Origin of the sequence: Henriciella marina DSM 19595 (assembly GCF_000376805.1) — a bacterium.
Lineage (GTDB): Bacteria > Pseudomonadota > Alphaproteobacteria > Caulobacterales > Hyphomonadaceae > Henriciella > Henriciella marina.
On record NZ_AQXT01000002.1, the window covers coordinates 704,059 to 729,822 of the forward strand.

21 protein-coding genes are annotated in these 25,764 nt (G+C 59.8%); all 21 read left to right on the forward strand.

All coding sequences use genetic code 11. From position 1 onward, the window contains the following. Positions 1-7 precede the first annotated feature (7 nt). The 21 genes from nuoL (at position 8) to bamA (ending at position 25,757) form a co-directional block, all read left to right on the forward strand. A complete protein-coding gene (gene nuoL / locus F550_RS0103605; RefSeq protein ID WP_018147162.1) occupies positions 8-2,167 on the forward strand; it encodes an NADH-quinone oxidoreductase subunit L in 2,160 nt (719 codons plus the stop codon). Then, positions 2,167-3,660: an NADH-quinone oxidoreductase subunit M gene (locus F550_RS0103610; RefSeq protein WP_018147163.1), complete on the forward strand. Its 1,494-nt coding sequence runs from the start codon at positions 2,167-2,169 to the stop codon at positions 3,658-3,660. The genes nuoL and F550_RS0103610 overlap by 1 nt, the downstream gene beginning before the upstream one ends. 6 nt (positions 3,661-3,666) lie before the next feature. Continuing rightward, positions 3,667-5,091, forward strand: a complete 1,425-nt coding sequence (locus F550_RS0103615; protein WP_018147164.1) for an NADH-quinone oxidoreductase subunit N — start codon at positions 3,667-3,669, stop codon at positions 5,089-5,091. Continuing rightward, positions 5,088-5,849 (forward strand): biotin--[acetyl-CoA-carboxylase] ligase, encoded by a 762-nt coding sequence (locus F550_RS16760; RefSeq protein ID WP_018147165.1) that lies wholly within the window; start codon positions 5,088-5,090, stop codon positions 5,847-5,849. Before F550_RS0103615 ends, F550_RS16760 begins: the two co-directional genes overlap by 4 nt. After that, complete coding sequence (locus tag F550_RS0103625; protein ID WP_018147166.1) at positions 5,833-6,618, forward strand: type III pantothenate kinase; 786 nt, start codon at positions 5,833-5,835, stop codon at positions 6,616-6,618. The genes F550_RS16760 and F550_RS0103625 overlap by 17 nt, the downstream gene beginning before the upstream one ends. Further along, entirely contained in the window at positions 6,608-8,287 is a 1,680-nt protein-coding gene (locus tag F550_RS0103630) for a ribonuclease J (RefSeq protein WP_018147167.1), read from the forward strand. Before F550_RS0103625 ends, F550_RS0103630 begins: the two co-directional genes overlap by 11 nt. A gap of 7 nt (positions 8,288-8,294) precedes the next feature. Beyond that, positions 8,295-8,726 (forward strand): methylmalonyl-CoA epimerase, encoded by a 432-nt coding sequence (mce, locus tag F550_RS0103635; protein ID WP_018147168.1) that lies wholly within the window; start codon positions 8,295-8,297, stop codon positions 8,724-8,726. Continuing rightward, positions 8,726-8,968, forward strand: a complete 243-nt coding sequence (locus F550_RS0103640; protein ID WP_018147169.1) for a DUF1467 family protein — start codon at positions 8,726-8,728, stop codon at positions 8,966-8,968. Before mce ends, F550_RS0103640 begins: the two co-directional genes overlap by 1 nt. 111 nt (positions 8,969-9,079) lie before the next feature. After that, positions 9,080-10,399 carry a proline--tRNA ligase gene (proS, locus tag F550_RS0103645; protein ID WP_018147170.1) on the forward strand — a complete coding sequence of 440 codons (1,320 nt, stop codon included), beginning with the start codon at positions 9,080-9,082 and terminating at the stop codon, positions 10,397-10,399. Beyond that, a complete protein-coding gene (locus F550_RS0103650) occupies positions 10,399-11,667 on the forward strand; it encodes a lipoprotein-releasing ABC transporter permease subunit (RefSeq protein ID WP_018147171.1) in 1,269 nt (422 codons plus the stop codon). The genes proS and F550_RS0103650 overlap by 1 nt, the downstream gene beginning before the upstream one ends. Continuing rightward, positions 11,667-12,356 carry an ABC transporter ATP-binding protein gene (locus F550_RS0103655; RefSeq protein ID WP_018147172.1) on the forward strand — a complete coding sequence of 230 codons (690 nt, stop codon included), beginning with the start codon at positions 11,667-11,669 and terminating at the stop codon, positions 12,354-12,356. Before F550_RS0103650 ends, F550_RS0103655 begins: the two co-directional genes overlap by 1 nt. Before the next feature lie 57 nt (positions 12,357-12,413). Further along, a complete protein-coding gene (gene dnaE, locus F550_RS0103660; protein WP_018147173.1) occupies positions 12,414-15,833 on the forward strand; it encodes a DNA polymerase III subunit alpha in 3,420 nt (1,139 codons plus the stop codon). 138 nt (positions 15,834-15,971) lie between these two features. Further along, positions 15,972-16,844 carry a 30S ribosomal protein S2 gene (gene rpsB, locus F550_RS0103665; RefSeq protein ID WP_018147174.1) on the forward strand — a complete coding sequence of 291 codons (873 nt, stop codon included), beginning with the start codon at positions 15,972-15,974 and terminating at the stop codon, positions 16,842-16,844. Positions 16,845-16,875: 31 nt separating this feature from the next. After that, positions 16,876-17,790, forward strand: coding sequence for a translation elongation factor Ts (gene tsf / locus F550_RS0103670; RefSeq protein WP_018147175.1), 915 nt, complete (start codon positions 16,876-16,878; stop codon positions 17,788-17,790). Positions 17,791-17,880: 90 nt separating this feature from the next. Beyond that, entirely contained in the window at positions 17,881-18,618 is a 738-nt protein-coding gene (gene pyrH / locus F550_RS0103675; protein WP_018147176.1) for a UMP kinase, read from the forward strand. An 18-nt stretch (positions 18,619-18,636) separates the two neighbouring features. After that, entirely contained in the window at positions 18,637-19,191 is a 555-nt protein-coding gene (gene frr, locus F550_RS0103680) for a ribosome recycling factor (protein WP_018147177.1), read from the forward strand. Beyond that, the gene (uppS, locus tag F550_RS0103685; protein WP_018147178.1) at positions 19,188-19,949 is read left to right on the forward strand and encodes a polyprenyl diphosphate synthase; all 762 of its coding nucleotides are present in this window, start codon (positions 19,188-19,190) and stop codon (positions 19,947-19,949) included. Before frr ends, uppS begins: the two co-directional genes overlap by 4 nt. A gap of 1 nt (position 19,950) precedes the next feature. Next, the gene (locus F550_RS0103690; protein ID WP_018147179.1) at positions 19,951-20,781 is read left to right on the forward strand and encodes a phosphatidate cytidylyltransferase; all 831 of its coding nucleotides are present in this window, start codon (positions 19,951-19,953) and stop codon (positions 20,779-20,781) included. Then, on the forward strand, positions 20,778-21,983 hold the full coding sequence (gene dxr, locus F550_RS0103695; protein ID WP_018147180.1) for a 1-deoxy-D-xylulose-5-phosphate reductoisomerase: 1,206 nt from the start codon (positions 20,778-20,780) through the stop codon (positions 21,981-21,983). Before F550_RS0103690 ends, dxr begins: the two co-directional genes overlap by 4 nt. Then, positions 21,980-23,155 (forward strand): M50 family metallopeptidase, encoded by a 1,176-nt coding sequence (locus F550_RS0103700; protein WP_026180543.1) that lies wholly within the window; start codon positions 21,980-21,982, stop codon positions 23,153-23,155. The genes dxr and F550_RS0103700 overlap by 4 nt, the downstream gene beginning before the upstream one ends. 34 nt (positions 23,156-23,189) lie before the next feature. Continuing rightward, a complete protein-coding gene (bamA, locus tag F550_RS0103705; protein ID WP_018147182.1) occupies positions 23,190-25,757 on the forward strand; it encodes an outer membrane protein assembly factor BamA in 2,568 nt (855 codons plus the stop codon). Positions 25,758-25,764: the final 7 nt, after the last annotated feature.

The following is a 25,764-nucleotide window of genomic DNA, read 5'->3' on the forward strand; positions in this document are numbered from 1 at the left end:
GCTGGATATGCTTCCTGATATCGCACTTCTCTTCATTGTGCTGGCGCCGGGGCTTGCCGCCCTGATCGCTGGCCTGTTCCAGAAATACGTGACCGATACCGGTGCCATGGTCATCACCACCGGCACAGTCGGTCTTGCAGGCATCCTGTCGGTCATCCAGCTTTTCATGTTCGCATTTGGCGGCGGGGTCGCAGAAGCGGTGCATACCGCGGCGCCAGCCGCAGGTGATCATGGCGCGGCCATGGTTGCGCCGGTCCAGCACATCATCACAATGCTGACCTGGATGGATGTTGGCCAGTTCCAGGCCGACTGGGCGATCCGCGTCGATGCCATGTCCATCGTCATGATGGCCGTGATCACGGGCGTGTCGGCCCTCGTTCACGTCTATTCCTGGGGCTATATGAGCGAAGACCCGCACCGGGCGCGCTTCTTTGCCTATCTGTCGCTCTTTACCTTCATGATGCTCATGCTGGTGACAGCGGACAATTTCATCCAGCTCTTCTTTGGCTGGGAAGGCGTGGGGCTGGCGTCCTATCTGCTGATCGGGTTCTGGTACACGAAGGCTGCGCCGAACAGCGCCGCGAGCAAGGCGTTCGTGACCAACCGGGTCGGCGACTTTGGTCTGGCGCTCGGGATCATGGCGATCTTCGTGGTGTTCGGCTCGGTCGAGTTTGACCCTGTCATGACCGCCATTCGCGAGAATGCGACCGTAGTGCCGCTGGCGCTTGCAGGGGCCGCGCCGATCCAGGATCTGGTCGTGCCTTTCCTCTCCTGGAATGTGCCTGCGCTGGAGCTTATCGGCGTGCTGCTTTTCATTGGCGCGATGGGCAAGTCGGCGCAGTTCTTCCTGCATGTCTGGCTGCCGGACGCGATGGAAGGGCCTACGCCAGTGTCCGCGCTTATCCACGCCGCGACCATGGTGACGGCGGGTGTCTATCTCGTCTGTCTGGCATCGCCAATCTATGAGTACGCTCCGTTCGCAGCCGGCATGGTGACGCTGATCGGGGCGGTGACCGCGATCTATGCGGCGACGGTTGGCCTTGCGCAGAATGACATCAAGCGTGTCATCGCCTATTCGACCTGTTCGCAGCTTGGCTACATGTTCTTCGCCGCCGGTATCGGCGCCTATCAGGCCGCGATGTTCCACCTCTTCACGCACGCTTTCTTCAAGGCGCTTCTCTTCCTCGGGGCAGGCTCTGTGATCCACGGCATGCACCATGAGCAGGACATGCGCCGTATGGGCGGTGTCGCGAAGTTCATGCCGCTGACCTATGCCGCCATGATGATCGGTACGATTGCCATTATCGGCCTTGGCATACCGCATACCTCGCTCGGCTTTGCTGGTTTCTTCTCCAAGGATGCGATTATCGAGACGACCTTTGCGGCAGGTCAGAATGGCGTGTCGTTCGGCATGTTCGCCTTCATTCTCGGCATCATCGCCGCGCTGCTGACGAGCTTCTATTCCTGGCGCCTCATCTACATGACGTTCCATGGGCCGCGTGAGGATTCGATCCCGCCGGAAACGCCTGAATTCGACAGCCATGCCGATGAGCATCTGTCGGTCGACGAGCATGGGCATCACACCCATCATGAAGACCCGCATGAGTCGCCGCTGGTAATGCTGATCCCGCTGGGTCTGCTATCGCTCGGCGCGATTTTTGCCGGTTTCCTATTCTACGATTCCTTTGTCGGTCACGACCAGGCGTCGTTCTGGGCCGGGGCGCTTTATACGGCGGCTGACAATCTGGTGCTCGAAGAGAAGTACAATGTACCGGAATGGGTGTTCTGGGCACCGCTTTTCGTGACGATCACTGGCTTTGTGATCGCGACATTCACCTATTTCTTCAATCGCGGCTTTGGCGCGCGGATTGCCGCCTCAGGTGGCCCGCTTCACAGCCTGTTCGCCAACAAGTGGTATTTCGACGAGATCTACAATGCGACCTTTATCAAGGGCACGCACTGGCTCGGCGGCTTCCTCTGGAAAACAGGTGACAAGCGCATCATTGACGGCTTCGGGCCGGACGGTGTGACGTCGCTGGTGCGGTGGGGTTCGCGCCGCCTGTCTGCGATGCACACAGGCTATCTCTATCATTATGCATTCGTGATCATCGGCGCAGCGCTTGTCTTTGGCGCGGTGATGTTCTGGCGCGTCGGAGGCGCGGGCTGATGGGCAATTTCCCGATTCTGACCGCGGTCATCTTCCTGCCGCTGGCTGGCGCTTTGCTGATCATGCTGGTACAGGCCGCGACCGGCCGCAATGACGCTGACGATCCCGTGCGCGGGCGCCAGTCGCTGCTGGCAGGTCTTATTTTCTCCGGGGCGACGTTTGCTGCCTCGCTGGTCATGCTGGTGAGCTTCAAGGTCGATGCGCCTGGCTATCAGCTGGTCGAGGAAGTAAGCTGGTTCGCGGGCGTTCAGTACAAGCTTGGCATCGATGGCATGTCGCTGCTGCTTATCCTGCTGACGACACTGCTGACGCCGATCAGCCTCATCGCGTCCTTCGGCACGGTGAAGCACCGGCTGACCGAATACACGATCGCATTCCTGGTGCTCGAAACCTTCATGATCGGCGTCTTCTGCGCGCTGGACATGGTGTTGTTCTACGTCTTCTTCGAGGCGGGCCTCATCCCGATGTTCATCATCATCGGCGTCTGGGGCGGGGCAGAGCGCATCTATGCGTCGTTCAAATTCTTCCTCTACACGCTTCTCGGCTCGCTCTTCATGCTGGCGGCCATCGTGTTCATGTACATGCAGGCAGGCACGTCCGACATCACGGTGCTTGAGACCTATGCCTTCGCGCCTGAAGTGCAGACCTGGTTGTGGCTGGCCTTCTTTGCTTCCTTCGCGGTGAAGCTGCCGATGTTCCCGGTGCACACCTGGCTGCCGGATGCGCACGTTCAGGCCCCGACGGCCGGTTCTGTCATCCTTGCCGGTGTTCTGCTGAAGATGGGCGGCTATGGCTTCCTGCGCTTCTCGCTGCCGATGTTCCCGGATGCGAGCCAGTTCTTCCAGCCGATGATGTTTGCGCTGTCGGTCATCGCCATCGTCTATGCGTCGCTGGTCGCCTTCCGCCAGACCGACATGAAGAAGCTGATCGCCTATTCGTCGGTGGCGCATATGGGTTTCGTGACGCTTGGCATCTTCTCGTTCACCGAAGTTGGCGTTCAGGGCGCAATCTTCCAGATGATTTCGCACGGCCTGATCTCTGGCGCGCTCTTCCTCATTGTTGGCATGGTCTATGACCGGGTGCATACGCGTGAGATCGCAGCCTATGGCGGCCTTGTGAACAAGATGCCGGTCTATGCGGCGATCTTCATGCTGTTCACCATGGCGAATGTCGGCCTGCCGGGGACCAGCGGTTTCGTCGGTGAAATCCTTACCATGACCGGCGCGTTCCAGGCCTCGACCTGGGCGGCGGCGGGTGCCGCGCTTGGCGTGATCTTCTCGGCTGTCTATATGCTGACGCTTTATCGGCGGACCGTGTTTGGCCCGGTCACCAACCCGGCGCTGGAGAACATTACCGATGTCGGCAAAAAGGATCTCATCACGATCACGCCGCTGATCATTGGCACCATCCTGCTCGGCATCACACCAAATCTCGTATTCGACATCACGCGCGAAAGCAGCCTGCGCGCGCTTCAGATGATCACCGGAGGGTAGAGGCACATGCTCGATTTTCAGGCGATGATCTCTGCCATTGGCCCGGAGCTTCTGCTCGCGCTGGCGGGACTGTGCGGCGTGCTGGCTGGCGCGATCATGGGCGACAAGTTCAATGGCCTGTCATTCAAGCTCGGCGCAGGTACGCTCGTTCTGGCGGCGCTGGTCGTTCTCATGAACTGGGACGGCGGCGATGCGTTTGGCGGTCTCGTCTCGACGGGTCCGTTCGTCAATTTCGCGAAGTTTGTGAGCTTCCTGGCGGGCGCTGTGACGCTGCTGATGGGCGAGAGCTTCTTCAAGCGTCACGGTACGATCCGCTATGAGTATCCGCTGCTGGTAATCTTTGCGTCGCTGGGCATGGGGATCATCCTGTCGGCCTCCAACCTCATGACGCTTTATATGGGGATCGAGACGCTCAGCCTTTCCTCCTATGTGCTGGCGTCCTTCCACCGCGACTCGATCCGCTCGTCAGAAGCGGGCCTGAAGTATTTCGTCCTCGGCGCGCTGGCGTCGGGCATCCTGCTTTACGGTATCTCGCTGGTCTACGGCTTCACCGGTTCGACCTCCTACGCTGATATTGCAGGCGCCGAGAGCGGCATTGGCCTTCTCTTCGGCATGGTGCTGATGATTTCCGGCATGGCGTTCAAAGTATCGGCTGCGCCGATGCACGTCTGGACGCCGGACGTCTATGAAGGCGCCCCAAGCCCAGTCGTCGCCTTCTTTGCGACCGCGCCGAAAATGGCCAGCATGGTTGTCTTTGCCAATCTGCTCTTCACCGCGTTCCCGACCGTATTCGAGGACTGGCAGATGATCATTGCGATTATTGCGACGCTATCGATGCTGATCGGTGCGTTTGGCGCGCTGATCCAGACCAATCTCAAACGCCTGCTGGGTTATTCATCCATTGCCAATATGGGCTATGCGCTGGTCGCGGTTGCCTCTGGTGCAGAATATGGCGCGGCAGCGCTACTGGTCTTCATGACGACCTATGTGCTTGCGTCTATCGGTCTGTTTGGCGGTGTCCTGTCGATGCGCCGTGAGGGCGGCATGGTGGAGAGCATTGATGAGCTTGCGGGCCTTGTGCGCCGCCGTACCGGCCTCGCCGTTGCGCTGACGATCCTCGTTATTTCGGTTGCGGGCTTCCCGCTGGCTGTCGGCTTCCTTGGCAAGCTGGTGCTCTTTGAGGCGGGCTGGAATGCTGGCCTGCTGCCGCTCCTGATTGTTCTGGTGCTGAGCTCGGTCCTCGCCTTCGGTTATTACCTTCGTATCATTCTGATCATGTGGGTGAAGGAGCCAGCAGAGCGCTTCCAGCCAGTTGATGCGACCGTATCCTGGGCGGTCTATGCGTCGGCTGCCGGGTGTGTGGTGTTGTTTGTCTTCATCTCGCCCTTCATCGACTGGGCGACGCGAGCCTCTGCCGGGTTCATTCAGTGAGACCAGACGCGCCAGTTCTCTGGTTCGACGAGATCGACAGCACGAATGAAGAGGCCAGACGCCGGGCGCAGGCGGATGATACGGGCCCTGTCTGGATTGCCGCACGTAAGCAGACGGCCGGGCGCGGCCGCCTCGGGCGCCAGTGGGTGTCACCGACCGGCAATCTCTTTGTCACGGCGCTGTTTGAGGAAAAGGGCGGCCTGATCAAGGCGACGCGTTATCCCTTTGCCGCCGGCCTGGCCATTATTGATGCCTGCGCGGTCTTCAACGCGGCAGACAGGCTGAAGGTCAAATGGCCGAATGATGTGCGGGCCGACCGGCAGAAGATTTCCGGCATTCTGGTCGAAGCTGGAACACTGCCGTCGAAATCAGCCTGGGTCGCCTGTGGGATGGGGATCAATGTGCGGTTTGCGCCAGAGAGCGCAGGACAGGCGGCAGCAAGCCTCACCGGTCTCGGGGCGCCGGAACAGCTGACCGCAGAAATGTTTCTGGACACGCTGCGCCCTGCCTTCGCGCGTCGATGCCGCCAGGCGGTGTCCGACTTTGATGGATTATTGCGCGACTGGCAGACCCATGCGGAAGGTCTGGGCGAGCTGGTCACAGTTGGCAAAGGGCCTGATGCAAAGACGGGCGTATTCAAGGCTGTCGGGCCTGATGGGGCGCTGATCCTTGAATTGGCTGATGGAAAGACGCAGACGATCAGGGCCGGGGATGTAGAGCTTGTGAAGGAGATCGGCGACCATGCTGCTCGCGATTGATGTCGGTAATACCAATACGGTTTTCGCCCTGCACGACGGCGAGGACTGGGTCGCTCTCTGGAGGAGCGCGACCGATGCCCGGCGCACCGCAGACGACTTCGTCGTGTGGCTGGAACCGCTCATGCATATGCGCAAGGTGTCGATCTATGACATCGATGCGTGCGTTATCTCCTGCGTTGTGCCGCAGGCGATGTTCAATTTCCGCAATTTGTCCCGGCGCTATTTCGGCGTTGAGCCGATTGTCGTTGGCGAGCCGGGGGTGGAACTCGGCGTACCTATCCGTATTCCTCGTCCCGAGCAGGTCGGCGCTGACCGTCTCGTCGCTGCCATCGGCGCGCACATCGCCTATCCCGGCCCTCTGATCGTGATCGATAGCGGCACGGCGACGACGCTGGATATCGTCGGGCCGGATGGCGGCTTTGAAGGCGGCATTATTAGCCCGGGCATTAACCTCTCGATGCGGGCGCTTCACGATGCGGCGGCGCAGCTGCCACGCATCGCAATCCAGAGGCCTGAAAAGATTATTGGCGACTCAACCGTTGCTGCGATGCAGACGGGCGTGTTCTGGGGGTATATCGATCTGATCGATGGCCTTGTAAGACGTGTGAAGGATGAATACGCCCGGCCGATGACTGTAATCGCGACCGGCGGTGTTGCCTCGCTCTTTGAAGGGGCGAGTTCTACGATTGACCATTATGACCAGACCCTGATGGAGTCCGGCCTCTTGGAAATATACCGCCGGAACCAGAAAGGACCTGATGCCCAATAAGGACACGCCCGAACTCGTCTTCCTCCCGCTTGGGGGCTGCGGCGAAATCGGCATGAACCTGAACGTCTATGGATACGGCCCAGCGCATGACCGGCGCTGGATACTGGTCGATCTGGGCGTGACATTTGGCGACGACACGACGCCGGGCATCGACCTGATCAGCGCCGACCCTGAATTCATCGTCGAGCATGCCAATGAGATCGATGCGATCTTCCTGACGCATGCGCATGAAGACCATATCGGTGCGGTCGGCCTGTTATGGCCAAGACTGCGCGCGCCGCTCTATGCGACGCCGTTTACCGCGCACCTTGTGGCTGGAAAGCTCGCCGAGCGTGGGCTGAAGCATGTCGACGTGAATGTCGTTCCGCTGGGCGGAGAGGTACAGGCCGGACCTTTCAAGGTTCGCTACATGACGCTGACACACTCCATCCCGGAGCCGAATGCGCTGGCGATCGAAACGCCGTGCGGCACCATTCTCCACACCGGCGACTGGAAGATCGATCCCGATCCACTGATCGGTGAGGCCGTTGATGTCGAGGGGCTGAAAAAGCTCGGCGATGAAGGCGTTCTGGCGATGATCTGCGACAGCACGAATGTGTTCGTCGATGGCGAGAGCGGGTCCGAAGCGACCGTCCGCACCAATCTGATCAAGCTGATTGCCAGCCTGAAGGGCCGGATTGCCGTGGCGACCTTTGCCTCCAATGTGGCGCGTGTGTCGACCGTTATCGAAGCGGCGCGTCAGGCCGGCCGGAGCGTCTGCCTTGCCGGCCGCAGCATGCACAAGATCGTCGATGCCGCCGTCCAGACTGGTGTGCTGAAGAACCTCCCAGACCTCGTCGATGAGGCGGATGTGGGTAGCTTTCCAGCCGACAAGATCCTGATCCTCTGCACGGGCAGCCAGGGCGAAGAGCGCGCGGCACTTGGGCGGATATCGAACGGGTCCCACCGCCATATCTCGCTTGGCGAGGGCGATACGGCCATCTTCTCGTCGCGGGTTATTCCGGGAAATGAGAAAGGCATCTTCGAGATGCAGAATGCGCTGGCCGAAAAGGGCGTGCGCATCATTACCGACAAGATGACCCCGGACCCGATCCATGTGTCCGGCCATCCAGCCCGCAATGAGCTGGAGCGGATGTATCAGTGGGTGCGCCCGCGTATTTCCGTGCCGGTGCACGGCGAACGCCGCCACATCGTTGAGCATGCTGCTTTTGCGCGAAGCATGCAGGTGCCTGAAGCGGTCACGCCTCGAAATGGCGACATGATCCGGCTGGCACCGGGCAAGGCGGAAGTTATTGATACGGTGCCGCACGGCCGTCTGCATCTTGATGGTAACCGGCTTGTCCCGGCAGGCTCTGAGGGTCTTCGCGAACGCGTTGCGATCTCCAAGTTCGGTTATGTCTCGGCAAGCGTCTCCATCGATGAGCATGGCAGCGTGGCCGACGGACCTTACCTTGCTGTTCGGGGCCTCTCGGAAGAAGACGGGCGGCTGGCCGACGAGTCCATCGATGCGATCGAGAGCGCCTGCGACGACGCGCTCGATGGTCTCTCGCGCAAAAAGCGCCTAATTGATGATGCCGTGGAGACGGCCCTTGTTAGGGCGATCCGCAAGGCGTGTGAAAAGACGTTCGGCCGGAAGCCACTGGTCGATGTCATGGTTATGAGAGTGTGAGGCAATAATGGCGGACGATTTCAAACTGGGCCCGTTGAACCATGTCGGTGTTGCTGTGCCGTCGCTTCCTGATGCGATCGATACCTATCGCACACTTTATGGCGCGACCGACATTACCGAGCCTTTCGACATGCCCGCTCAGGGCGTGAAAGTCTGCTTTGTGAACCTGCCAAACAGCCAGATCGAACTGATCGAGCCGCTCAGCGAAGAGAGCCCGATCTGGAACTTCATCCAGAAGAACCCCAAGGGCGGCCAGCATCATGTCTGCTTTGAAGTCGATGACATCAACGAAGCGGTCGACGTGATGAAGTCGCGCGGCGCAACCGTGCTGGGTGAGCCGCGCATCGGTGCGCACGGCACGCCCATCGTCTTCGTCCATCCCAAGAACTCCAATGGTGTGCTCGTCGAGCTGATGGAGACGCCAAAGGGCGATCACTGATGGGACCGGTAGGCGCTTTCGTCATCTTTGCGATTTCCTGGTGGATGTGCCTCTTTGTCGTCCTGCCAATTGGCGTGCGCGGCCAGTTTGAGGATGGCGACATCATCGAAGGCACTGAGGAAGGCGCGCCGGCAAATCCGATGCTGGCGAAGAAGGCACTCTGGGCGACGATCGGAGCGGCAATCTGTACAGCTATTGCGGCGCTCATCGTCGTGCCGATGCTGCGCTATTACGGCGCCTGAGTTCGACGGCTGGGAAATCGCTGCACGCTTGCAGGCGACGTCTAGCCAATCAGGCCGACTGGCAATAACAGAGGGGACCGCGACCCGCTTGTTAGGAGTGAGCCAGTCTCTATGCGCCTGTCCAGATATTTCCTGCCCGTTTCCAAGGATGTGCCCGCAGATGCGGCCATCGTTTCACACCAGCTCATGCTGCGCACCGGGATGGTCCGCCAGAACGGCGCCGGCATTTATACCTGGCTGCCGCTCGGCCTTCGTGTCCTGAACAAGATCGAGCAGATCGTCCGCGAGGAGATGGACCGGGCAGGGGCCGTCGAAATGCTCATGCCTACAATCCAGCAGGCCGAACTCTGGCAGGAGAGCGGACGCTATGAAGCCTATGGCAAGGAGATGCTGCGCATCACCGACCGCCATGAGCGCGAAATGCTGTTCGGGCCGACCAATGAAGAGCTGATCACGGATGTCTTCCGGACCTATGTGAAGAGTTACAAGGCGCTGCCGCTCAATCTCTATCATACGCAGTGGAAATTCCGCGACGAGATCCGCCCGCGCTTTGGCGTGATGCGGGGGCGCGAATTCCTGATGAAGGATGCCTATTCCTTCGACCTGACAGAGGACGCGGCACGGGACAGCTATCGCAAGATGTTCTGCGCCTATCTCAACGCGTTCGACCGTATGGGCCTCACCGCCATTCCAATGCAGGCCGATACCGGACCGATTGGCGGCGATCTCAGCCATGAATTCATCATCCTGGCGGACACCGGCGAGAGCGCGGTCTTCTGTGACCGGGCGCTGCTTGATGTGCCTGCGCCAGGTCTCGACCTCGATTTCGAGAGCGACCTCACCGGTGTAATGGAGCGCCGGACGCAGTATTATGCCGCGACCGAGGAAAAGCATGACGAGGCCGAGTTTGCCAAAGTGCCGGAAGACCGCCAGGTCTCTGCGCGCGGCATCGAAGTTGGTCACATTTTCTTCTTTGGCACCAAGTATTCCAAGGCGATGAACGCGACCGTGCAAACCGCAGAAGGCGAGAATGTGCCTGTGCAGATGGGCAGCTATGGCATTGGCGTCTCGCGTCTGGTCGGCGGCATTATCGAAGCCTGTCATGACGAGAACGGTATTGTCTGGCCAAAGGCCGTATCGCCGTTCGATGTCGGCCTTATCTCGATGAAGCCCAAGGATGAGACCGTGTCAGGTATCGCAGATGGCGCTTATAACGCCCTGACGGCCGCTGGGCTGGATGTCCTCTATGATGACACCGATGAACGTCCGGGCTCCAAGTTCAACCGGATGGATCTGATCGGTTTGCCCTGGCAGATCGTGATCGGTCCGCGCGGCGTCGAAGCCGGCGTGGTCGAGGTCAAGAACCGCAAGACCGGCGAGAAGACTGACATGCCGCTTGAGCAGGCCATCGAGATGGTGAAGGCCGACTGATGGCGAAAGCTGCGCCATTCGGCCAGGTCGAGCGCGCGCTCGCCTGGCGTTATCTGAGGGCGCGTCGCCAGCATGGTGGTGTGTCGCTCATTTCGATCATTTCCTTTTTTGGTATCATGCTGGCCGTGATGGCGCTGATCGTCATCATGTCGGTGATGGCCGGTTTCCGGTCGACACTGCTCAATGCGCTGCTCGGCGGACAGGGGCACGTCTTCGTGCAGGTCCAGGGACTGCCACAGGGTGATATCGATGCGCTGACCGGCGACGTGCTGGAGATTGAGGGCGTCGAGCACGCCTTCCCGATCATCGAGCAGCAGGTGCTGGCGACGTCTGAATATGCGCGGACGGGGGCAATTGTCCGCGGCGTGCGGACCAGTGACATCGGGGAGCTGCCTTTTCTAGAAGGTGGCCAGTCGACCGCTGATGCGGCCGGGTTTGGCGAAGGTCGCAATGGCGGCGATGTGGTCCTGATCGGGGCTTTCCTTGCGCAGGATCTCGGTATCGGGATCGGCGACAAGATCACGCTGATTGCGCCAGAAGGCGTCGCGGGCCCGTTTGGGGTGACCCCGCGCTCAAAGGCTTATACGGTGGGCGACACGTTCACGACAGGCAGTGTCGAGCTCGACAAGCTCTATGTGCTGATGCCGATGGAACAGTCGCAGCTTTTCTTCAACAAGCGCGGTGAATACCAGGCCATCGATGTGCGCATCGACAATCCGATGCGCACCGAGCCGATCATGGAGCAGATCCGGTCGATGACCGTCGGCCTGAATGTGCAGGACTGGAAAATGCGCCGGGCCTCATACTTCAATGCGTTGAATGTCGAACGCGGCATGATGCGCGTGATCATGCTGATCCTGATCACCATCACTGCGCTGAATATCATCACCGGTGTCGTCATGCTGGTGAAGAACAAGACGCGCGATATCGCCATTCTGCGCACCATCGGGACGCCGCGCGGCGCGATCATGCGGATTTTCATCATGATCGGCGCGATCCTTGGCCTGACGGGGGCCCTGATCGGTCTTACGCTTGGCGTGCTTATCGTTCTGAACATCGGCGTCGTCGAAGGTTTCCTGAGCACGGTTCTGGGCCGCGATATCTTTGACGCCGAGGTCTACGGCCTTGATGGCCTGCCGGCTGAGCTCGATTGGGGCGAGGCCGTGTTCACGACGCTCTGGGCGATGGGCATGTCGATCATCGTGACGATCTGGCCAGCCTGGAATGCTGCGCGCCTCGATCCTGTAGATGCGTTGAGGTTCGAGTAATGGCTGAGATACCGGTTCTTGAGCTTCGCGGCATCGTGCGGGAATACCGCTCTGGGCCCAACCTCCTACAGGTTCTCGACAAGGCTGACCTGAAGCTCAACAAGGGTGAGCTTGTCGGGCTTGTCGGGCCGTCCGGGTCCGGCAAATCGACGCTGCTGCATACGGCTGGGCTACTTGAGCGGGCCGAGGACGGCGAAGTGCTGCTCGACGGTGAGAGCGTGCTGCCGCTATCCGATGCCGCGCGCACGCGTCTGCGCCGTGAGAAGCTCGGCTTTGTTTATCAGTTCCACCATTTGCTGCCGGAGTTCAACGCGCTCGACAATGTTGCCATGCCGCTGATGGTCAATGGCGTGAAACGCAAGGAAGCGCGCGAAAAAGCGCGAGAGCTGCTGGGCGAAATGGGGCTTGCCGAACGTGTGGAGCACCAGCCAGGCGCGCTTTCGGGCGGTGAGCAGCAGCGTGTCGCGATTGCGCGGGCGCTGGTGAATGATCCCAAGCTGGTGATCGCCGATGAGCCAACAGGCAATCTTGATCCGACGACGACCGAGCGCGTGTTTGCGAGCCTCATCAAGATCGCGCGTATGGAAGGGGCTGCCGTTCTGGTGGCGACCCATAACATGTCGCTGAACCGGCATATGGACCGCGTGCTGACGCTCGAGAATGGAAAACTCACAGCCTTTGCAGGCTAGGCTCTTCGACTCAGGCGGCTGAACGGGCATACTCGCCAGCCGATAGGAGACGCCCCCTTGTCAGACCAGCTCTTCATCCACCTTGCCGTGCGCACAAGCTTTTCGCTTCTGGAAAGCATGATCACGCCAAAGGCGCTGAAAGCCTGGGCTATTGGCAACAAGGTCCCGGCGGTCTCTGTCACCGATCGCAACAACCTTTTCGGCGCGCTCGAAATCTCTGAAACCCTTGCAGGCGCTGGCGTTCAGCCGATCATGGCCTGCTGCTTTGATGTCACTGATAGTGGCCATCAGGAATGGCTGACGCAGGTCTCTGTCTATGCGCAGAATGAGGCCGGCTACAGACGCCTGATGGAGCTTTCCTCCTATGCTTATCTGGAGGCGGCAGACGGCGTGCCGCGCCTTCGCCGTGAGCACCTGTTCGAGAAAACCGACGGACTGATTCTGTTGACGGGCGGAGCCCGGGGCGAGGCAGCCCAGTATATTCTGAAGAACAAACAGGTAGAGGCTGAAGCAACGCTGTCTGCCTTTGCCGAGGCTTATCCGGGGCGCTGCTATGTCGAGATCACCCGTCACGGCCTGCCGGAAGAGGCCGAGGCAGAACCCGGCCTGCTGGACGCCGCCTACAAGCTTGGACTGCCTCTGGTCGCCACGCATGATGCGCGTTTCCTGAAGCCGTCTGACGCCGATGCCCATGATGCGATGATGTGTATCGCGAACGGCGAATATCTCGGCCAGGATGATCGCAAGCGCGTCGCGCCGGAGCAGTATCTCAAAACCTCAGAGCAGATGATCGAGCTTTTTGCCGACCTGCCTGAAGCGATTGCCTCAACGGTCGAGATTGCGCGGCGGTGTTCGGTGCGAGCGCTGACCCACGATCCGATCCTGCCGAACTTTGGCGACGGGTCGCGGTCCGAGTTTGATGAGCTGCGGGTTCAGGCCGAGGAAGGGCTTGTGCAGCGTCTGGAAGAAGCGCCGCAACTCTATGCGCCGCGTGAGACGTATATCGAGCGTCTGAATTACGAGCTTGGTATCATCAAGAAGATGGGGTTTCCCGGCTACTTCCTGATCGTGGCCGACTTTATCAAGTGGGCGAAAGAGCAGGGCATTCCCGTCGGCCCGGGCCGTGGCTCTGGCGCGGGTTCCGTGGTCGCCTGGGTTCTGACGATCACCGACCTCGATCCGCTGCGCTTTGATCTGCTGTTCGAGCGGTTCCTCAACCCCGAACGTGTGTCCATGCCGGACTTCGACGTCGACTTCTGCCAGGAGCGGCGCGGGGAGGTCATCCGCTATGTGCGCGACAAGTATGGTGCGGAAAGCGTCGCGGCCATCATCACCTTCGGCACGCTTCAGGCAAAGGCCGTCGTGCGCGATGTCGGCCGCGTGATGCAGATGCCGTATGGCCAGGTCGACCGGCTGGCCAAGCTGATCCCGTTCAATCCTGCGAACCCGCCGAGCTTGCAGGAAGCCATCGATGATGAGCCGAAGTTCGACGATGAGGTCGCGCAGGATCCGCGCGTTGGCGAACTGCTCGATAAGGCGCTGGCGCTGGAAGGCCTCTACCGGAACGCAGGCACGCATGCCGCCGGTGTGGTAATCGGTGATCGTCCGCTTACAGAGCTTGTCCCGCTTTATAATGATCCGCGCTCTGATCTTCCGGCGACGCAGTTTAATATGAAATGGGCCGAGGCTGGCGGACTCGTCAAATTCGACTTCCTCGGTCTGAAGACGCTGACGGTCATCGACCGGGCGCTGAAATTCATTCGCCGTGATGGCCGCGATGTCGGACCTGAATGGGAGTCGCTGGACGACGCGGCAACCTATGAGCTGATGGCGAGCGGCCAGACGCTGGGTGTCTTCCAGCTGGAAGGCCAGGGCATGCGCGACACGCTGCGCAAGGTGCGCCCGAACGATCTTGAAGATGTGATCGCCATCATCTCGCTCTATCGCCCCGGGCCGATGGACAACATTCCCGTCTATGTCGCGGGCAAGGAGGATCCGAAGAAGGTGCACTATCAGCACCCGGATCTGGAGCCGATCCTGGAGGCGACTTATGGCGTGCCGGTCTATCAGGAACAGGTCATGCGGATGGCGCAGGAAATCGCCGGCTATTCGCTCGGTGAGGCTGACCTTCTGCGCCGCGCCATGGGTAAGAAGAAAATCGATGAAATGGTGGCGCAGCGCCAGCGCTTCCTGAAGGGCGCCAAGGAGCTGAAGGGCATCGAGGCCCCGCTCGCGAACGAGATCTTCGATACGATGGAGAAGTTCGCAGGTTACGGCTTCAACAAGTCGCACGCGGCGGCCTATGCCCTGATCGGCTATCAGACGGCCTATCTGAAACGCCATTTCCCGGTTGAGTTTCTGGCCGCCTCGATGAGCCTTGATCTCCACAATACAGACAAGCTAGCGGCCTTTGTTCAGGAGGCCCGCCGGCTGGAAATTCCGATTGTCCTACCAGATGTGAACCGGTCGACCGCCGACTTTGATGTGGAGGATGGCGCGCTGATCTATGCGCTGGGCGCGCTCAAGGGCGTCGGCCTTGAGGCGATGCGCAATCTGGAGGCCGAGCGGTCCGTTCGCGGGCGGTTCAAGTCGCTTCATGATTTTGCCGAGCGCGTTGACCCGAAATCGGTCAACAAGAAGTGCTTCGAGCAGCTCTCGCGCGCCGGCGGGTTTGATTCGATTGAGGCAAACCGCGCCAAATGCCTTGCCTCCTCCCATCTGCTGGCGGCGATGGCTGTGTCTGCGGCCGAGGACAGGGCAGGCGGGCAGGGCGGTCTTTTTGGCGATGCCGAGCCTGCGGTGCGCGCCACGCTGCAGGAAGTTGCGTCCTGGAACGGTCATCAGATCCTCGATGAAGAATTTGCGGCGGTTGGCTTCTATCTCAGCGGTCACCCGCTCGATGATGTGCTCGACAGCCTAGAAGACGGCCGGATCACGCTTTCGAACGAGATTGCAGATGTGGCCATGGATGGCCGTCCGCTGGAGCTGATCGGTGTTGTCAGGCGCCGGGTCGAGAAACCGGCCCGCAATGGCGGCAAGTTTGCCTTCCTCACGCTGTCTGATCCGACCGGCGAGGTCGAGCTGATGGTGATGCCGGAAGTGCTCGACAATTTCAGGGACCTGATGTCGCCCGCCAACAGCATCTGCGTCATGGTGAATGTGCGCCGCCAGGATGAGGAAATCCGTCTGTCGGTGAAGCATGTGAAGCCGATCGACAAGGCGCGGATCGGCAAGAAGGCGAAGGCGTTGGTCGTGCGCCTGTCGCGTGGGGCCAACTTCGGGGAGCTCGCGGCTGTGGCGACGCGCCTTGTGAATGCGCCGGGCGCCGACCGCGGCGAAATCTATCTTGAACTGCCGCTTGCCGACGGCCGGATCGTGTCGATGAAGCTGCCGGCGGTCTATGCAACGGGACTGGAAGCCCTTCGCGCCCTTAAAATGGCGTCCGGCGTTTCGCGTGTCGACACGATGGCGGCCTGACAAAGCCCGGTTGCATTCAGGGCCAAAATTTGTATATGCCAGCCCTCTAAACCCCCGATGCGCGGACTATCCGGTGTCGGTCTCAGTCGTTTGAGCCCGATGACGTCCGTGCCGGTCAACCGGAAAAGGAAAATTGACATGGCTTTGCCTGAATTCACGATGCGTCAGCTGCTCGAAGCTGGCGTCCACTTCGGTCACCAAACCCACCGCTGGAACCCAAAGATGAAGCCGTATATCTACGGCGATCGCTCGGGTATCCACATCATGGACCTGTCGAAGACAGTCCCGCTCCTTCACCAGGCTCTGGTGCAGGTTCGCGACACGGTTGCAAAGGGTGGCCGCGTCCTCTTCGTCGGCACCAAGCGCCAGGCAGCCCAGCCGGTTGCCGAGGCCGCTGAACGGTCGGCCCAATATTTCATGAACCATCGCTGGCTGGGCGGCACGCTCACCAACTGGACGACGGTTTCCAAATCGATCAAACGTCTGCGCGAACTCGATGTGGTTCTTTCGGACCGCGACGAATCCGGTCTCACCAAGAAAGAGCTGCTGGTTGTCGAGCGCGAGCGTGACAAGCTTCAGCGCGCGCTGGGCGGCATTGCAACCATGGGTGGCCTGCCAAGCCTGATGTTCGTCATCGACACGAACAAGGAACAGATCGCCATCAAGGAAGCCAAGAAGCTTGGCATTCCAGTGATCGCGGTGATCGATACCAATTGCGACCCCGACGATGTCGACTTCCCGTTCCCGGGCAATGACGACGCTGCGCGTTCGATCTCGCTTTACTGTAACCTCATTGCTGACGCGGTCATCGATGGCTTGGCTGAATCTTCGGCCGGTCTCGATCTCGACATCGGCGAGTCTGAAGATGTTGATGCGATGGCTGAGGCCGACGTTGCAGCAGCTGATGCTGCCGCAGCCGCCGAAGCCGAAACAACTGCTGCACCAGCCGAGGCTGAGCCCGCCGCCGCCGAAGAAGGCAAGGGCGACGAAGAAGCCAAAGCCGAAAGCTGATTTGAAAACTTAATCTGGAAGGATCTAAGAGATGGCACAGATCACAGCCGCTCTGGTCAAGGACCTGCGCGACCGCACCGGCGCAGGCATGATGGACGCGAAAAAGGCCCTCGTTGAAAACGATGGCGATACTGAAGCTGCCGTTGACTGGCTGCGTGCAAAAGGCCTGTCCAAGGCTGCCAAGAAAGCTGGCCGCGCTGCGGCTGACGGCCTGGTCGCTGCGCTTCTGTCTTCGGACGGAACCGCTGGCACGCTGGTCGAGCTCAACGCTGAAACCGACTTCGTTGCCCGTAACGAGAAGTTCCAGTCGGCGCTTTCCGGCATTGCCAAGACCGCGCTTGAGACCGATGGCTCCCTGGAAGCTGTCCAGAACGCTCCGGCCCCACAGGGCGATGGTACGGTCAACGACATGATCACCGGCCTCGTTGCCACGATCGGTGAGAATATGACCCTTCGCCGCGTCGCAAAAGTGACGGCCGAAGGCGGCCAGGTTGCCGCTTATGTTCACAGCCCAGAAGCTGAGAATATGGGCAAGATCGGTGTCCTGGTTGCAGTCGAAGGCAGTGACAAGGGCAAGCTGGCCGATGCAGGCCGCAAGGTTGCGATGCACGTCGCGGCGACCAACCCGGCTTCCGCCACGACCGAAGATCTTGACCCGGAGCTCATCGATCGTGAGCGTCAGGTTCTGACGGATCAGGCTCGCGAAAGCGGCAAGCCTGACAATGTCATCGAGAAGATGATCGAAGGCCGCCTGAAGAAGTTCTACAAGGAAGTCGTGCTTGTCGAGCAGCCTTTCGTGATGAACCCGGACCAGACGGTTGGCGAATTCCTCGAAGAGCAAGGCGCCACGCTGAAAGGCTTTGTGCGCTTTGGTCTTGGCGAGGGCGTCGAGAAGGAAGAGGACGACTTCGCTGCAGAAGTTGCGTCCATGACGTCCGGCTCCTAACGCCACAAAATCTGCTTTTAAAAGTCTCCCGGCTGCCCATGACAGGCAGCCGGGAATCCTTTACGAGCTAACCGGCCCCGGGAGACGTTGATGACGGCAGAAAAAGACCATAGCGACGAGCTCGTCTATAAACGTGTTCTCCTGAAGCTTTCCGGAGAGGCCCTGATGGGGCCATCCGAATTTGGCATTGATATGCCAACCTGCATTATATTTGCCGAAGAAATCGCCGCCGCTATCCGCCAGACGCAAGTCGAGCTTTGTCTCGTTATCGGCGGAGGGAATATCTTTCGCGGTCTTGCTGGCGCCGCCAACGGAATGGACCGGTCGCAGGCCGACTCCATGGGCATGCTGGCAACGGTGATGAATGCGCTGGCCATGCAGAGTGCCCTGGAGCGGATCGGCGTGCCGACACGCGTCCAGTCGGCGATCCCGATGGACACAGTCTGTGAGCCGTACATTCGCCGTCGCGCCATCCGGCACATGGAAAAGGGCCGCGTTGTCGTCTTCGCTGCAGGAACCGGTAACCCCTATTTTACGACCGACACCGGCGCTGCGCTCCGCGCGGCTGAAATGAGCTGCGATGCCATGTTCAAGGGCACGCAGGTCGATGGTGTCTATTCCGCAGATCCGAAGACCAATGCAGACGCTGAGCGCTATGAACAGCTTGGCTATCAGGAAGTACTGGCCAAGGACCTTCGGGTCATGGACGCCTCTGCGGTCAGCCTGATGCGCGATACAAGCATTCCTATCGTCGTATTTTCGCTCCACAAGAAAGGCGCGTTGCTTGACGTGCTGCGTGGGGTCGGAACATCGACGCTCATCTCTTAATGTGCGAGAACCAGTCTCATGAGTATTGACAAGAAAGACCTTGAGCGCCGCATGGAAGGCGCAATTTCTTCTCTCCAGTCCGACCTTGCGGGGCTTCGGACCGGGCGCGCCTCTCCCAATCTGCTCGATACGGTCAATGTGCCCGCTTATGGCTCGACGATGCCGCTTAATCAGGTTGGATCGGTTTCGGTGCTCGATGCGCGCACGGTCGCTGTGAATGTCTGGGACAAGTCACTCGTTGGAGCCGCCGACAAGGCCATCCGCGATTCGGGCCTTGGCCTGAACCCGGTCACCGATGGCACGACGCTTCGCATTCCGATCCCGGTCCTGAACGAAGAGCGCCGCGCTGAGCTTTCAAAGATCGCTGGCAAATATGCTGAACAGGCGCGTGTCGCCGTCCGCAACGTCCGCCGTGATGGCATGGATCAGCTGAAGAAAGCCGAGAAGGACAATGAGGTTAGCGAGGATAAGGCGCGGAGCCTGTCTGACGATGTCCAGAAGCTGACTGACACACACATTGCCCGCATCGAAGAGATCGTCAAAGCCAAAGAAGCGGAGATCATGCAGGTTTGACCGCACAGCCAGTTTCAAACGGCACCCCTGAATTTGCTGCGCCCTCTAACCTGCCGGGCCACATCGGCATCATCATGGACGGTAATGGCCGCTGGGCGACCCGCAGCGGGTTGCCCCGGTCTGTCGGGCATGAGCGCGGCGTCGATGCGTTGCGTGAAACGGTCAAGGCGGCCCAGAAGCTCGGCCTTTCCTATCTGACCGTCTACTCCTTTTCGACGGAGAACTGGCGACGGCCGATGGCTGAAGTGACAGCGCTCTTTTCGCTGCTTCGCCTCTTCATCAAAAAAGATCTGAAGCGTCTGAAGTCAGAGAACGTCAAGATCAGTGTCTTCGGGACGCGTGAAGGGCTTCCGGAAGACATCTGCGACCTGCTGGACCTTGCAGAGCGCGAAACGGCGGAGAACTCGAGGTTCAATCTGGGTATCGCCTTCAACTATGGCGGCCGCGAAGAGATTGCCCGCGCGGCGCGTGACGTGGCGCGCAAAGTCGCAGATGGTGAAATGACGCTGGACGAGATCGACCAGCACGCGATTGCCCGTCATCTGGACACACGCGCTTTTCCAGACCCGGATGTCATTATTCGCACCGGGCAGGAGCATCGTCTGAGTAATTTTCTCGTCTGGCAGGCAGCCTATTCGGAGCTCATCTTCATGGATGTTCTCTGGCCAGAATTCGGCGAGGTGCATCTTCGGGCGGCGCTTGAGACCTTCGCTGCGCGTGAGCGCCGGTTTGGTGGTCTGAGCTCGGAGGCGGGCTGACATGGTTGCGTCGAGACCTGGAAGCCACAAATCACGTGAACTGGCACTCCGGCTTGGTTCGGCCCTAGTCCTTATTCCATTTGCGCTTTTCGTTGTGGCCACCGGTGGATTGATCCTCGCAATCGCCTGCGCCGTCTTTGCTGCCACGATGGGCTATGAGTGGGCGCGCATGACTGCGTCCCCGATCATGCCGACAACGGCGGTACTGGCCGCGGTCGCCGTCTTTGCAGCTCACTTCGGCGATTGGAGTGTCGCGGCCATAACGCTGTTGATCTCGGCCGCGATTATTGCGGCGGTGCATCCGGCCAGAATAAATGAGCGCGCAGTTGCCGCCTTTGGCGTCTTCTATAGCGCTGGCCTGCCGCTTGGACTGTTCTTTCTGCGTGAAGGCGAATGGTATGGACAGGCAGCAGCGCTCATCCTGATGGGCACTGTCTGGGCGTCGGATACCGGGGCGTATTTCGCTGGGCGCGGCTTTGGCGGCCCGCCGCTCTCGCCGCGCGATTCGCCCTCCAAGACATGGAGCGGCGCGATTGGCGCGGTTGTCTGCAGCGGGCTTTGCGGGTTGATCGCGGCTGGGTTGCTGGACGCTTCGCGCGTGGCCTGGCTTCTTGCGGGGGTCTCGATCTCGATCGTCGCTCAGTGGGGTGACCTCTTTGAATCGTCCCTTAAGCGCCGCTATGGCGTGAAGGATACAAGCGGTTTCCTGCCCGGACATGGCGGGGTCATGGACCGGGTCGACGGCCTTGGCATGGCCGCTGTGTTCTGCGCAGTGCTGATGGCGCTCGCGACGGGTGTTCATTCGACGCTTGGACTAACGGACGGCGGATGACCAAACGTGTCAGTATCATCGGATCGACCGGATCGGTTGGCCAGTCTGCGCTCTCTGTCGTCGCCCACGCAAATGAAGGGCTGAAAGAGCCACGCTTCGAAATAGAAGCGATGACGGCGCAGACGAGCGTCGACGAGTTGGCCAAGCAGGCGCGGCTCTTCAAGGCGAAGCGCGCGGTGATCGGTGACGAGACGCTTTATTCCACCCTCAAGTCTCATCTGGCCGGGACGGGGATCGAAGTCGCCGCGGGAGCGAAAGCTATCGAAGAGGCCTCGACTATTCCAGTGGACCGTGTGCTTGCGGCAATTGTCGGGATCGCGGGACTTCGGTCAACGCATGCGGCACTGGCGGCCGGAAACCCTGTGGCGCTGGCAAACAAGGAAAGCATGGTCTGTGCGGGGCCGTTGCTCAAGCAGGTTGCCGCCAAGTCGGGCGCGTTCATCGTGCCGACGGATTCAGAACACAATGCGATGTTTCAGGTGCTCGAAGCGCCAGAAGATGTCGATCGGCTGATCCTGACAGCGTCGGGCGGCCCTTTTCTGAGAACGCCGATGCACAAGCTTGCGGCTGTCACGCCGGACGAGGCGTGCGCCCATCCGCGCTGGTCGATGGGGAGGAAGATTTCCGTCGATAGCGCCACTTTCATGAACAAGGCGCTGGAACTGGTCGAAGCCTCATTTCTGTTCGATGTGCCGGAATCGCGGATCGATGTTCTGGTGCATCCGCAATCGGTTATTCATTCGCTGGTCAGCTATATCGATGGCTCGTTCCTTGCACAGCTCGGCTCACCCGATATGCAGACACCGATCGCACATGCTCTGACCTGGCCCGACCGCCGCGTGACCACTGCCGTAGAGCGGCTGGACCTTGCAGCTGTTGCGCGTCTCGATTTTGAGAATGTCGATGATGCGCGCTTCCCTGCGATCAACCTCGCGCGTGCTGCCATTCGCGAATCTAACGCGGCCCTTATCGTCCTCAATGCGGCCAATGAAATCGCAGTCGACGCGTTCCTCAGCGGTAAATGCCGCTTTACCGACATCATCAACATCGCAGAGAGTTCTGTCGAAGCCATGAGCAAGCGGTTTCCGGCCGGAGCAGATTATCTCGGCCTTGAAGAGATTGCCGAGATCGATGCTCGGGCGCGCTCGGCCGCGAACGAGATGGTTGGAAGCCGGATGATAAGGACAAGGGACGCAATATGATGGGTGGAGCGATTAGCCAGGGCCCGATTTTCATCGTCTGCCTCGTCTTCATGCTGGGCGTTGTCGTCGTTATCCATGAGCTTGGACACTATTTCGCAGGCCGGTCCTTTGGTGCGGCGGTGGAGTCATTCTCGGTCGGGTTCGGGAAGCCGATCATGGAGCGGACCGACCGGCGCGGCACGCGCTGGCGTGTCAACTGGATCCCGCTTGGCGGTTTTGTAAAATTTGTCGGTGAAGGCCAGCTTCCGGGCGATGTCGGGAAGGTAGAGAGCGGACCTGTCGGCAAGCCGTTTCATGAGATCGGTGTCTGGCCTCGGACATTGGTCGCTGCGGCCGGACCTGCTGCGAACTTTGTTCTCGCGGCGCTGATCTTCGGGCTCTTCTTCTATTTCAACGGGTCCTACCAGGCCCGCGTTGGTGTCACGAGCGTGCTCGACGATGGCGCCGCAGCCGAGGCCGGCATCGAGCCCGGCGATATCTTTGTCTCGATCGATGGCACTGACATCGCGAATGCGGGTGACCTGCAGACAATCGTCTCGATGTCTAGCAATTCGGCGCTTCGGACGGTTGTCGAACGCGGCGGCCAGGAGGTTGAGCTGACCATGACACCACAGCGCCAGATGCGCGAGAATGCGGTGGGTCAGGTTCAGGCGCTCGGGACGATCGGGATCACGCTTCAGGAATTGCGCGATACGGCGACCCGAATTGAGTACAATCCAGTCGAGGCGCTCGCCAAGGGCAGCTATCAGACCTGGGATACGGTGGCCAAAACCACGGACATGATCGGCCGCATGATCACCGGCAAGGAGGCGCTGAGCACGCTTAGCGGTCCGGTCGCGATCGGTGATATCAGCCGCCGTGTCGTAAACCGGACGATGGGCAATGACACAGTGCCGCTTTCGGACCGGCTTCAGGCGCTTTTCTGGAGCATGATGACGATCTGCGCGGCGGTCTCTGTAGGAATTGGATTCTTTAATTTACTTCCATTTCCTGTGCTTGATGGTGGCCACATCGTTTTCAATTGCTATGAAGCTATTGCTGGCAAACCGATGCCAGCCCGGGTGCAAGAGGGCGCCCTGATGGCCGGTATGGTCCTTCTCCTCGGGATGTTTGTTTTCATCACTTGGGGTGACGTACTGGAAACAGGGCTGTTCAACAGTGTTCGGGGCTGATAGCCGATCTTCGAAGTAAATTGAGAGTAATGCCATGCGATCAGTCTTCGCCGCTTCCCTTATAAGTCTTGCCACGGCGCTGAGTGCGTCGATGGTTTCGGGATCACTGCTCGCGGCGAAAGCGCAGGCGCCAGCCACAAGCGAACGGATTCGAACGATCCAGGTCGAAGGCAATGAGCGGATCGAGGACCGGACAATCCAGTCCTACCTGCTCGTCGAGCCAGGCGACCCGTTCGATGCCGAGCGAATCGATCTCTCTTTGAAGACGCTGTTTGCCACGGGTCTGTTTGCCGATGCCTCGTTCGAGAAGTCCGGCCAGGACCTCATCGTCCGTGTGGTGGAGAACCCGATCATCAACCGCGTGATCTTCGAGGGCAATAGTGCCATCGATGACGACAAGATGCGCGAAGAGATCCAGGTCGCCCCGCGGGGCATCTTTACCGCTGCGCGCGTGCAGGCAGACGTTCAGCGCATTCTCGAGCTTTACCGTCAGTCCGGCCGTTTCGCCGCGACCGTTGAGCCGCAATACAAACCGCTCGAGCAGAACCGTGTCGACCTCGTTTTCGTTATGAATGAAGGCCCGGTGACCGGCGTTCGTGCGATCAACTTCATTGGCAATGAGGAATATGCAGACCGGCGCCTCAGAAGCGAGATTGCTACGCGCCAATCGCGCTGGTGGCGGTTCTTCAGCTCGAACGACAATTACGACCCGGGCCGTCTTGAATATGACCGCGAGCTGCTCCGCCAGTTCTACCAGAATAACGGGTATTATGATTTCCGCGTTGTCTCTGCGGTCGCCGATCTTACGCCAGATCAGGAAGACTTCTACATCACCTACACGATCGATGAGGGTGACCAGTACAATTTCGGGTCCGTGGCTGTCGAGACACAGCTGGACAAGCTGAACGGTCCTGCGCTTCGTACCGCGCTGTCCATCCAGGAAGGCGATCTCTTTCGCGGCAACCGGATCGAGAGCGCCATTGATACACTGACCTATGCGGCCGGTATCGCCGGTTACGCCTTTGTCGATATCACGCCGGACCTTCGGCCCGACCCCGAGACAAACACGGTCGATGTCACATTTTCAATCGATGAGGGCCCGCGCGTCTATATTGAGCGTATCAATATCGTCGGGAATACGAGAACGCTGGACAAGGTGATCCGCCGCGAACTTCGTGTATCGGAAGGCGATGCGTTTAACCGCGTCCTTCTGGACCGGTCACGTAACCGGGTTCGCGCCCTTGGCTACTTCAAGGAAGTCGAGATCACGGAAAATCCGGGGTCGGAAGCTGACCGGACGGTTGTCGACATCACCGTGGAAGAGCAGCCAACCGGCGAGCTTTCCTTCGCCGCCGGCTATTCGTCCGTCGACGCCTTCCTGTTCGACGTCAGCGTCTCTGAGCGAAACCTGCGCGGGCGTGGCCAGACCGCGATTGCGCGCATTTCGGCTTCGCAGCGTCAGCAATATGTCGATCTTCGTTTCCGCGAGCCGCGCTTCCTTGATCGGAACCTTGCGGCTGGTATCGATCTTTTCTCGTCGCGGTCCGACTTTTCGAACATTGGCCTGGGTGGTTTTACGTCGGACACCATCGGTGCCGGCCTGAACCTTGGCTTCCCGCTGACGGAGAATACCAATCTTGGTCTGCGCTATCGTCTCCAGCAGGACAAACTTGATATCGAGCTTGGCAATGTCGTGATCGATCCGAACGGTGATACGCTCATTATTACCGATACGTTCGATAACGGCACGCCGAACGACCCGAGCGACGACATTACTTTCGACCGGGCAGCACAGCCAGGTGATGTCAACCTGCCAGCCAACGCCCTCGTCGTTGATGCATGCTCGCCGCTCTACAATGATCGCCGCTTTTCTGATTGCCGCAACGAACGCGCCGAACTGTCATCGATCGTCGGCTACACGTTCAACTGGGACCGTCGGAATGATCCGATCCAGCCAACGGGCGGTTTCGACATGTCGTTCAGCCAGGACCTGGCCGGTGTCGGCGGTGATGTTCAGTACGTTCGCACCGAAGCGTCGGCCGCAACCTATCGCGGTATCTTTAAAGGCGTCCGCGCAAGTGTGCGTGTCTCCGGCGGTTACATCGGATCCTGGGGCGATGATGACGGTATCCGGATCAATAACCGCTTCTTCCGCGGTGGCAGTACCTTCCGCGGCTTTGACGTGGCGGGTCTTGGGCCGCGCCGCATCGTTCGCGAAGTCGATGATATGGGCAATGTGGTCCGGACCCGAAAGGGCCGTGCGCTCGGCGGCAAGGCCTACTATCAGGCGACTGCTGAGATGACTTTCCCGAACTTCCTTCCGGAAGAGTATGGAATCGACACAGCCCTTTTCCTTGAGGCGGGGTCTGTTGGCATGCTGGACGATATCGACACGGAGCCAGCGTCCTTGACGCAGATCGGGGCGGACCTGTTCGCGATCGAGCAATCCAAGACAAGCATGGCGCTGCGAGCGTCCGCTGGCCTTTCGGTGGGCTGGGACTCGCCGTTCGGACCTATCAGGTTCGATTTCTCGCAAATCCTCAGAAAGGAAGAGTACGACCGGACCGAAACGTTCAGGTTCAGTACCTCAACACGCTTCTAGAAGTTCT

Coding starts and splice junctions, on each gene's coding strand:
- nuoL (WP_018147162.1), top strand. CDS start 8: ATGCTTCCTGATATCGCACTTCTCTTCATTGTGCTGGCGCCGGGGCTT.
- F550_RS0103610 (WP_018147163.1), top strand. CDS start 2,167: ATGGGCAATTTCCCGATTCTGACCGCGGTCATCTTCCTGCCGCTGGCT.
- F550_RS0103615 (WP_018147164.1), top strand. CDS start 3,667: ATGCTCGATTTTCAGGCGATGATCTCTGCCATTGGCCCGGAGCTTCTG.
- F550_RS0103625 (WP_018147166.1), top strand. CDS start 5,833: ATGCTGCTCGCGATTGATGTCGGTAATACCAATACGGTTTTCGCCCTG.
- F550_RS0103630 (WP_018147167.1), top strand. CDS start 6,608: ATGCCCAATAAGGACACGCCCGAACTCGTCTTCCTCCCGCTTGGGGGC.
- mce (WP_018147168.1), top strand. CDS start 8,295: ATGGCGGACGATTTCAAACTGGGCCCGTTGAACCATGTCGGTGTTGCT.
- F550_RS0103640 (WP_018147169.1), top strand. CDS start 8,726: ATGGGACCGGTAGGCGCTTTCGTCATCTTTGCGATTTCCTGGTGGATG.
- proS (WP_018147170.1), top strand. CDS start 9,080: ATGCGCCTGTCCAGATATTTCCTGCCCGTTTCCAAGGATGTGCCCGCA.
- F550_RS0103650 (WP_018147171.1), top strand. CDS start 10,399: ATGGCGAAAGCTGCGCCATTCGGCCAGGTCGAGCGCGCGCTCGCCTGG.
- F550_RS0103655 (WP_018147172.1), top strand. CDS start 11,667: ATGGCTGAGATACCGGTTCTTGAGCTTCGCGGCATCGTGCGGGAATAC.
- rpsB (WP_018147174.1), top strand. CDS start 15,972: ATGGCTTTGCCTGAATTCACGATGCGTCAGCTGCTCGAAGCTGGCGTC.
- tsf (WP_018147175.1), top strand. CDS start 16,876: ATGGCACAGATCACAGCCGCTCTGGTCAAGGACCTGCGCGACCGCACC.
- pyrH (WP_018147176.1), top strand. CDS start 17,881: ATGACGGCAGAAAAAGACCATAGCGACGAGCTCGTCTATAAACGTGTT.
- frr (WP_018147177.1), top strand. CDS start 18,637: ATGAGTATTGACAAGAAAGACCTTGAGCGCCGCATGGAAGGCGCAATT.
- F550_RS0103690 (WP_018147179.1), top strand. CDS start 19,951: ATGGTTGCGTCGAGACCTGGAAGCCACAAATCACGTGAACTGGCACTC.
- dxr (WP_018147180.1), top strand. CDS start 20,778: ATGACCAAACGTGTCAGTATCATCGGATCGACCGGATCGGTTGGCCAG.
- F550_RS0103700 (WP_026180543.1), top strand. CDS start 21,980: ATGATGGGTGGAGCGATTAGCCAGGGCCCGATTTTCATCGTCTGCCTC.
- bamA (WP_018147182.1), top strand. CDS start 23,190: ATGCGATCAGTCTTCGCCGCTTCCCTTATAAGTCTTGCCACGGCGCTG.